The sequence below is a fragment of the Paenibacillus ihuae genome, from assembly GCF_001368795.1.
GTDB lineage: Bacteria > Bacillota > Bacilli > Paenibacillales > Paenibacillaceae > Paenibacillus_AQ > Paenibacillus_AQ ihuae.
Window position 1 is genome coordinate 84713 of sequence record NZ_LN831203.1, and the last position, 8790, is coordinate 93502.

At 49.3% G+C, this 8790-nt stretch carries 7 protein-coding genes and 1 pseudogene; 2 read left to right on the top strand and 6 right to left on the bottom strand.

Annotated elements, in window-relative coordinates:
* Positions 1 to 685: 685 nt before the first annotated feature.
* Positions 686 to 2308 carry a GMC oxidoreductase gene (locus tag AQR02_RS27215; protein WP_054943476.1) on the bottom strand — a complete coding sequence of 541 codons (1623 nt, stop codon included), beginning with the start codon at positions 2306 to 2308 and terminating at the stop codon, positions 686 to 688.
* A 175-nt stretch (positions 2309 to 2483) separates the two neighbouring features.
* Between AQR02_RS27215 and AQR02_RS27220 the strand changes: the two genes are divergently transcribed.
* Together AQR02_RS27220 and AQR02_RS27225 are read left to right on the top strand one after the other, a co-directional pair.
* Complete coding sequence (locus AQR02_RS27220) at positions 2484 to 3188, top strand: ThuA domain-containing protein (RefSeq protein WP_054943477.1); 705 nt, start codon at positions 2484 to 2486, stop codon at positions 3186 to 3188.
* Positions 3189 to 3226: 38 nt separating this feature from the next.
* Positions 3227 to 4117 (top strand): SDR family oxidoreductase, encoded by an 891-nt coding sequence (locus AQR02_RS27225; protein WP_054943478.1) that lies wholly within the window; start codon positions 3227 to 3229, stop codon positions 4115 to 4117.
* Here the strand turns inward: AQR02_RS27225 and AQR02_RS27230 are convergent.
* The 5 genes and pseudogenes from AQR02_RS27230 to AQR02_RS31665 form a co-directional block, all read right to left on the bottom strand.
* On the bottom strand, positions 4111 to 5211 hold the full coding sequence (locus AQR02_RS27230; RefSeq protein WP_054943479.1) for a GerAB/ArcD/ProY family transporter: 1101 nt from the start codon (positions 5209 to 5211) through the stop codon (positions 4111 to 4113). The two genes, AQR02_RS27225 and AQR02_RS27230, sit on opposite strands and share 7 nt — an antisense overlap.
* A gap of 128 nt (positions 5212 to 5339) precedes the next feature.
* Positions 5340 to 5582, bottom strand: coding sequence for a hypothetical protein (locus AQR02_RS27235; RefSeq protein WP_054943480.1), 243 nt, complete (start codon positions 5580 to 5582; stop codon positions 5340 to 5342).
* A 28-nt stretch (positions 5583 to 5610) separates the two neighbouring features.
* Positions 5611 to 6783, bottom strand: a complete 1173-nt coding sequence (locus AQR02_RS27240) for a Ger(x)C family spore germination protein (protein WP_054943481.1) — start codon at positions 6781 to 6783, stop codon at positions 5611 to 5613.
* Positions 6783 to 8378 (bottom strand): spore germination protein, encoded by a 1596-nt coding sequence (locus tag AQR02_RS27245; RefSeq protein WP_245237769.1) that lies wholly within the window; start codon positions 8376 to 8378, stop codon positions 6783 to 6785. Before AQR02_RS27245 ends, AQR02_RS27240 begins: the two co-directional genes overlap by 1 nt.
* Before the next feature lie 245 nt (positions 8379 to 8623).
* Positions 8624 to 8790 (bottom strand): annotated as a pseudogene (locus tag AQR02_RS31665) (bifunctional 3-deoxy-7-phosphoheptulonate synthase/chorismate mutase); the annotation flags it as partial.

The following is an 8790-nucleotide window of genomic DNA, read 5'->3' on the forward strand; positions in this document are numbered from 1 at the left end:
CGTTAGTCATTACCTTCCACTCCCTCTTGTTAATTTAGTGATCTATGAACGCAAAAAGGCCCCCGTCGCAAGGGACGAGGAGCCGTGGTACCACCCTTATTTAGAGATTAATCCGAAATATGAGGCGCGGAGAATGAAAAGCTGCTGCTTCCCGGCCAGGATTAACTCTGTCTTACACCCGGTAACGCGGGGCGCGGGCCTCCCTACGCATATCTGCTGCAGCAAATACTTCAGGGGCCGACTTGGAAGTGAACTTCGGTACTAAACGTCTCATGAGGGTGCTCTCAGTCTCCGGCACGCCTTCCCTGTTAAGATCCGTACATATTACTTACTCTCTTCGTCATCGTCATTAGAGATTATTTCGGCACGTCTTATGTGCCAGTTTCTGCTATCTTAATCAAAATATTCACATGATTACACGGCTCTGCAGCAGCAATGGGACATTGCTAAAGGACGGTTCCATTACGACATCAGAGAAGGTATCACTTCAGCCGCTTAAACACTGGAGAAGTATATACTCCGGCGCCAGGTACCCGGTGGATTGGGATATATCCCTCAATAATCGGATCCCTTAAAGCGATCTGGGAGGGTGCCTGTACCGTTGCGGAAAAGTACCTTTCTCCTTAAGATACCCGTGCAACGATTAATGGGAGGGGGTTCACCGAGTTAGGCGGATATTCCTCAGTCACATCGAAGAACGAATGATATAATCCGCAGTACGCATAGCCAATGCAACTGTAGTCAGCGTCGGATTGGCCGCTCCAAGGAAGGGCAGCACGCTGTTATCCGCGACATAGAGGCCGGAGATTCCGTGGACTTGACCGTATGGATTCGTCCCGGAGGTATCGGGATCGCGGCCCATCCGGCAAGTTCCCGACTCATGATCGCCGGCCAGAGCCTCTTGAATGTTCAGTGAGACCATCGGCGTCTGGAGTATCGATGAAACATGCTTCACCGCTTCTTCCGCCATCCTCAGTACCGCTAGATCCGCTTCACTGTATGTAAGCTGAACCTGCGCTTCAGGCATACCGTATTCATTCTGTACGTTTGGATTAAAGAGGATTTGATTCTCAAATCTCGATTCAACATTGCCGACACCGGCAATATTCATTTCCAATTGCTCCTTGAATGGAGTCTGTGTGTCATGGTAGAACCGGTAACCGTTTGGGCCTCCAATTTGCACCTGAAACGGGCGCTCGCTAGTTTCGGGAATCAGTATTCCGATTGTGCCTAAAACATACGGATAATCTTTATGATTGAATGTCGACTTCCCGATCGCATACGAATGATTCGTCAGGTAATGGCCAATTGCTCTCCCTCGTATTCCCGAATGAAAGAGTATTCTCGGTGTCTCGATAGTGCTTGCACACAAGACAACATTCTTCGCTTTCAACTCGAAGGAACGTTTATCCGGTGTCATTACTTGCAGCCCTCTTGCTCTCCCCCTCTCCGTTATCACCCTTACAGCGCGTGCCAATACAGCAAGGTCATACGGCCTCCGGTTCAATGCCTGGGCAAGAAACGCAATAGAGCTGAAAAAAACGTTGGAATGAATTTCTCCGTATTTGGTCGGTTCGAGGTCGGCGGCCATAGGTTCGTTTATAGCTTCGGTATATTCGCTGTTCCACAGACGGTTAAGAAAAATCTCATTGATCGGGGAGCCTTTTGTATAATAGTCCGTCACACCCATCGCCTGCTCGGCGATGCTGTAGTACAGCTCCATTTCCCGCTCCGGAACCGGCCAATCGGGGGAAGCAACAGCTGCATACATCCGCGGACTAACCACGCTCCATTTCAACGTTCTTCCTCCAAGCGCGATAACTTGTCGCAATTTTGTCCCCGGGATCGGTATTGTAAATTGGGGATCGTTATAGGCAATGTCAAGATAGGCCAGGTGATTCATGGTCTGGACATTCATGAGATTGGTCGGCAGCAGCAAATCGCCAGCTTCTACAACTCCAATCTTCTTTCCGTTATTCCCCCACTGCTGGCATAATCGCCATAGAACGGCTCCGCCGCCTGCTCCAGTGCCTACAATAAGCACATCATATTCGGTTTGACTCATTTTTTCCACTGAGGTTAGGGGAATCCATTCCAGCTTCGAAACCGGGCTGCTAAACGCCTTTGAATGACCCTGCTGTGGAACAGCCCAAGGATTTGGTGAAGGGAGATTAATATTCAGACCGGCAACAGGCTGATCCGGTTCCGAAATATGCGCGTTGATCGAAACCAATTGTTCCAGCTCGATCTGGAATTTATCTGCAACCGTTCGTAAAGTATCCGCCGGACCGGCGACATAAATTCTCAAGCAGGTTCACTTCCTCTTCGTTAAATTCCGGAGTTATCCAGTACATGTATATGCCAGCCGGTATTCTCCAATACCGAAGACTGCGGTTAACCGTACTAGATGTTGATGAATTACATTAGACATGGCATGATCGCATACAATGGTGATAAGCACGGAATAAGGGGAGGGGTAGCCGATGACGATAAATCCACCAATCGTTGCTAGAGCATATAGTCCATGGCGGAAACCGGAAAGAAAACGGGCGATTATTGTTCAAGGCGGATATCCAGGGCATCAGCCCCAAGTGATTGCTGAAATTTTGGCCCGAATATTGACAGAGGAGCATTTTGAAGTTGAAATTTCCGATACATTGGATATCTTTTTCGATGCGGAGAAGCTGGCCCGAACCGATTTAATCGTTCCCGAATGGACAACGGGACAGCTTACTCCGGAGCAACTCGGCAATTTCACGAACGCCGTTCAGAAGGGAACCGGAATAGCCGGAGTCCACGGAATGGGAGATGCCTTCCGCTGTGAAATCCAGTATCAAGCCATGGTTGGCGGACAGTTCCTCGCACACCCCGGAGATACGGGAGTTACCTATACGGTCCATATTGCCGACCCCAACAATCCGCTGGTCATGGGAATCCGTGACTTTACCGTAACTACAGAGCAATGGTATATGATGATTGATCCGTCCATACAAGTGCTTACGACTACCTGTTTCGACCGTATCCAGCCCCCTCTGATATGGAGGCCGGTTATGATGCCTGTTTCCTGGATCAAGAAGTACGGGGAAGGGCGTGTCTATTTTAACGCTCTCGGGCATTCTCCCGAAATCTTGTTGCTGCCGCAAGTATTGACCATGGTTCGAAGAGGACTGCTGTGGGCTGCGAGATAAACGGCTGGTTTTAACTAAGCGAAGAAAAGAGGGGTACGATGAAGCCCATATTCGGCAGTTACCGGAAATGTGAGACTGTTCCTATTTTCTACCCTCCGCAATATCAGCCGGAGCAGCCCGGGGTTGAATCCATCATGTGCCCGAGGCCGGTATCCGAGCGGGCGGACCATTCACCTGCGGGCAAGCTGGCAGATAAGCTGGCGATTATTACTGGCGGCGACAGCGGCATCGGAAGGGCGGTATCCTACGCTTTTGCCAAAGAGGGAGCGGACATTGTCATCGTCTACTATAACGAACATGGAGATGCCGAAGAGACTCGGGCGAGAGTGACGGAGCTGGGCCGAAGATGCATCACGATTGCCGGGGATATAGGGGATGAGGCTTTTTGCAAGCAGGTAGTGGACCTTACCGTGCGAACATTCGGCAGGATTGATATCCTGGTCAATAACGCAGCGGTGCAATTTTCCCAGCCAAGCATTGAGAACATCACCCGCGAACAGCTTGAATTGACGTTCCGGACCAATATATTTGCAATGTTCTTCCTGACTAAGGCAGCATTGCCTTACTTAAAACCGGGAAGCTCGATTATTAATACCAGCTCCGAAACGGCAACAAGAGGGTACAGGGTATTGATTGATTACGCTTCAACCAAAGGGGCCATCATCGCGTTTACCCGCTCCCTGGCGCTATCGTTAATCGATCGCGGAATACGTGTCAATGCCGTTGCTCCAGGGGCGACCTGGACCCCTCTGATCCCGGCTTCCTTCCCGCCAGAAGCTTACGCATCCAACGGCTATGATTCCCCCATGAGAAGAGACGGCCAACCAGTCGAAATCGCCCCGGCCTACGTATATCTGGCTTCCGACGATTCATCCTATGTAGTGGGGCAGGTGATCCATGTTAACGGCGGAACCTACTTCGGTCAATGAGCCCGCTTCTTGGCCGTGAGCAGCGTGATGAGCGTCAGAACGGTCAAAGGGAACATGTTGGCGATCGCATTCCACAGCGGCCAAACGTTCCCTATGATTTCGTCCCATCTGGTCTGACCCTTATAGAGCACGATGGAGAGCAAGAAATTAACAAGCGCAAGCGGGAAAATCAATATTCGGTAATCCGGAAGCTTCAATAGCCGGGTAATTGTTAAAGCCAGCACCAGCAGCGCAATCGTCGCTTTCATAAAGGAGCCGACAACCAGCGCAAACCCGATAATGGATTCAATTCGTTCAATAATATCCTGGATAACGATCAACCGCGCAATCTGAAACAATGTATATTGAACCGTACCGCATAACGGCCCCAGAACCATAATGGCGCATATCGTTACAATGATGAAGCAGATGCCGTTTGCCAATATGGCAAGCAGCATGCCATGTTCGACCCGTTCTCTGTCCTTCTTGCGAACATACGGCATTAGCATAGAAAACAGGAAAATTTCCCCATAAGGAGATCCGGAGGTAAAATACGCGCCATGCAGAATCGGTCTGATCCCTTCAGGAGCAATGGGAAGCAGGAACTCCGGTCTAAAATAGTAACTGGACAACAACAAAGTTACAATTACGGACAACACGGTGATGGAAATGAGAACGGTGAACATTCTCGCCATCGTCTCGATGCCCGACCGGGCAGTCAATGATACAATCAGAAATACACAGGCGTGAATGAGATAGGTAGGCGTTTCTTTCAGCATCGAGCTTCTGAAGAATAATCCGATATCGAGTACGATTCCGGCACCCATATGGAGAACGAGGGAAATGAACGGAATCGCGAGCAGAGCCGTAAACGGGCCGCCGATCATTTTTCGGCTGTAATCAATAAAGCTCAGTCCCGGGTGCTGCCGGTTTAAATACAGCATGCCCAGTAGAAATAACGTACCCAGGCTCCATGACATCAAAAGGGAAATCCATGCCCCCGTTTTGGCGAAGCCCGTTATAGGTCCGGGAATGTTGATAATCGCAGAACCTGTCAAATAAGTAAAAAAAAGAACCGACATTTGTGATGCGCTTATGGATTCTTTCTTGTACATGTAATCCTCCCATAAAAAAATAGCCTCTCGGCATTCGCCGAGGCAGATGGGACAAGGGTTCCCCGAACCATCAATGTTTCGTTCCTTCCACGCACTTAGAACTAAATTTCCAGACAACATTTTTCAAATCAGGAAGAAGGCTTCAAGTAATTCAAAATTTGATCAGAAGGCGGCTTCAGAATATAGTCAATCAAGGTGTTAAGATCAGGCCAGTGCTTCCCCAGAACAAAATCAAAGCCTAAATACACAGTGATTAACATAATGCTTATATAAGCGAGACGCTCTTTAGGCTGGCTCTTCATAACCTTTGGCATGTCACTTGCCAGAATCACGAAGTAAATAATCAGGAGAAAGGCTGTTTTTGTCATCATTTGCGCATTCCTCTTTGGGTGGGATATATTACTCCTCTTTCTTCCCGAATGGCGTAGTTGACTTCATGACCGCATCCGAAAAGTTAACGTCAACATGAATGTCCACCCGGCTCTCTGCAAAACGCTCTTCCCAGGTTGGTTTCCAGCGTTTCCATAACCGGGGGCTTTTTCTGTAGATTTGATCCCCGGCACCAATGACGTCCAGCTTTTCTTCCTGGAATACGGCGATCACTTTCTGCAGGCGGCTCTCTATGCATTGTTGAATATGCTCTTCCAGCCTCTTAACATCCTCTTCTGTTTTGATTGAAGTGCTGGTAAGCTCGCCAGGCGATCCGTCAATCCGGGTTGAGATATGAATAACAGCCCTTTCTCTGTCCGTATCCATTTTTATTTTTGTCTTTAGTGCCATGACCTCGAAGGATTCCATCCTTCTCTTATCTTCTTCAGATGAGTCAGGATTAGGGAACTCTACAATTCCGTTCTCATACTTGTTCAGAAGCATCATCAATGATTCGGTATCGGCAGGCGACACAACGCTGGTCAATTTCCCGCTCTTGAGCAAGGCAGCTCCGGATGCGGTAATCACCCGGGACGGGCCGGTCTCCTTGACATATGGCAGAATCTCAATATCTGTCTCACTCATAAACTCCAAGGCAAGATCAAAGAACGGGATCTTCGAGGTTTTGCCCGTATACTTGGCACCGGCTTTCAGTAATTCCTGCAGCTGTTGTCCGATCGTACTTTCAATAAACGGATTGACTTTGAACAGGTCTCCCGCATTCCCTCCAGCGATCATTACAGAAACAGTCGGCCTGGGTTCATGATCCCGCGAGAAGAAATCAAGCATTTCCCGAATGTCCTCATTCCTGGCCAGCTCTTCTCCTATGAGAATCACACGCATATGATCCCACTTCGCCCTGCGTCCGTAACGAATAGGGATATCGCGTATCGCTTCAAAGATAGTATTCGCCTCTGTTCGTATACTAATGCCTTTTGCCGACGTTTTTTTAGTTCCTCCCCCCATCCCCTCCGCATTTGAAGGATTATAGAAGTGGGTGGTGAGCACAATTTCTCCTTGCTCGCCTTTGTCAAGCGCCACCGCCTGGACATACCCAAACTCCGTCAATTCCGTTTTATCCCAACAGCCGGATGCAGGAAGAACTAGCGCAATGGACAGGGTGACGACAATCCATCTTCTCATTATGCCTTTTTTCCTCCTCCCTTAACCTTGTGCAGATGGCGATTCCTTGGTGAATGCAGCAGGATTTGACGGGGGAATACAACGAAAATATCCCGAAACTGCTTCAAATCAAGCGGCGCGACAGAAGACAGATACGGTTGCCCGAGTGATCGCATACTAGATAGATGAAGGAAGGAGAGTAACAGGCCGAGCATGACCCCGAATCCCCCAAGCGTTGCTGCCAGAACCATAAAAGGAAACCGTAAGACACGGATAGCGATAGACATACTGTATTGAGGAAGTGCAAACGATGCGATTCCCGTCAGGGAAACGACAATAACCATCACCGGGGATGCGATCTTCGCCTGGATTGCCGCCTGTCCGATTACGAGCGCTCCGACAATACTGACAGCGGAACCGATCGGCCGCGGCAGGCGTATACCGGCTTCCCGGAGCAGTTCAAAGAAGAATTCCATAAGCAGCGCCTCGACAAAGGCGGGGAACGGAATCCCCTCCCGTGTATCCAGAATGGCAAGCAGCAGAATGGTGGGTATTAATTCGGAATGAAAGGTGGTCAAGGCAATGTAGGAGCTGGGCAGCAGCAACGCCAGAATGCATGCACCGATCCGGAGCAATCTGATCAAGGATGAGTAGATCGTGTTGTGATAATAATCTTCACTTGATGAGAAATTCTCAAAAAAGAGCCCGGGGCAAATCAGTATGGTGGGTGTTCCGTCCACCAATACAATAATCTTGCCGTCCAGCAGTGCAGCTACCGCCGTATCCGGTCTTTCCGTATAGCGGACCTGGGGAAAAGGCGTATATCGGTAATCTCCGATCCATTCCTCCAGGTAGGATGTCTCCAGAATCTCCTCCTGGTCAATTTGAGAGATCCTCCGCTTGAACTCGGATAACGTCTCCGGATTCACGACACCCTCCAGATATCCGTATGTGATCTTCCTTCTGCTCTCCTTGCCCGCTGTTAATGATTGAAGCTTCAAACGGCTTGATTTCAGCAAATAACGGATTAAGCCGATATTCGTCTCCAGATCCTCGATAGTGCTCATATGAGGCCCCTGCACTACCGATTCCGTAATCGTTTCCGTAACCTGGCGCAGCTGTATTCCGAACGCGCTATATCTTAGCGCCTTGTCCCAATGGTCAAAGAAGATGACAATACTTCCTTCCAGGACTGAATTAACGGCATTCGTGAAATCATCCTCGACGGTAGCCGACTGGGCCGATACCCCGTTGTTCGCAAAAAAGCTCCTAATCACTTCAGGCGTAATCGTTGTCGCCGGTCCGATTTCATGTGTAACCAGATCCTGCAGCGATTCCTTCATGTAATTGGTCATTTTGTTCTGGATCAGCGAATCAAAATAAACGGAAAACGCCTTATATTCCAGGGAAGGACCATAGCTCCAGGGAATTATGGTGAGGTCGCTGCAGTCCTGAAATGAATCCTGAATCCGCTTCAGATTATCCTGCAGAAACGGTGAAATCGGCGTCTGCTTCGTCTCCCCTGCTGTCTTGCCCTTTCGATCTGAGGAAGCCTCTGGCGTTGTACGCTCGGCAGGTCTATGGTTTGAATTGTTCTCCTGCATCATCATCGACATCCTTATACTGAAATTTTGACAATAGCCGTATGTATCAGTTAAGATGACAGGCTTTAGGGACAGTATTCCCCTGTTTCCCTCTTCCATACGAATATCGCGCGCAGGCATACTGGGAGGAACGGCAAGCGATGAGTAATGGCTACCGCAAGCAAGACCTGCATTATAGCCGCAAAAAAAAGACGCGGAGGACCTGTTGAATTAGGTCTTACGCGCCATTCTCTCTTATGATCAGGATTCGTCTCCTATTAACGGAACAACCCGGAAGCCTTAACCTCACTGAAGAAGGTATTGAACTCCTCAATATTCAGCTGCTGCGCCGCATCGGAGAGTGCTGTAGCCGGATCAGGATGCACCTCGACCATAATGCCGTCGGCTCCGGCAGCAAGTGCGGCTTTGGCACAAGGAATCAGGA

Bases quoted from the DNA above. Each gene is read 5' to 3' on its own strand.
- AQR02_RS27225 (WP_054943478.1), top strand. From the start codon at position 3,227: ATGAAGCCCATATTCGGCAGTTACCGGAAATGTGAGACTGTTCCTATT.
- AQR02_RS27230 (WP_054943479.1), bottom strand. From the start codon at position 5,211: ATGTACAAGAAAGAATCCATAAGCGCATCACAAATGTCGGTTCTTTTT.
- AQR02_RS27220 (WP_054943477.1), top strand. From the start codon at position 2,484: ATGACGATAAATCCACCAATCGTTGCTAGAGCATATAGTCCATGGCGG.
- AQR02_RS27245 (WP_245237769.1), bottom strand. From the start codon at position 8,378: ATGTCGATGATGATGCAGGAGAACAATTCAAACCATAGACCTGCCGAG.
- AQR02_RS27240 (WP_054943481.1), bottom strand. From the start codon at position 6,783: ATGAGAAGATGGATTGTCGTCACCCTGTCCATTGCGCTAGTTCTTCCT.
- AQR02_RS27235 (WP_054943480.1), bottom strand. From the start codon at position 5,582: ATGATGACAAAAACAGCCTTTCTCCTGATTATTTACTTCGTGATTCTG.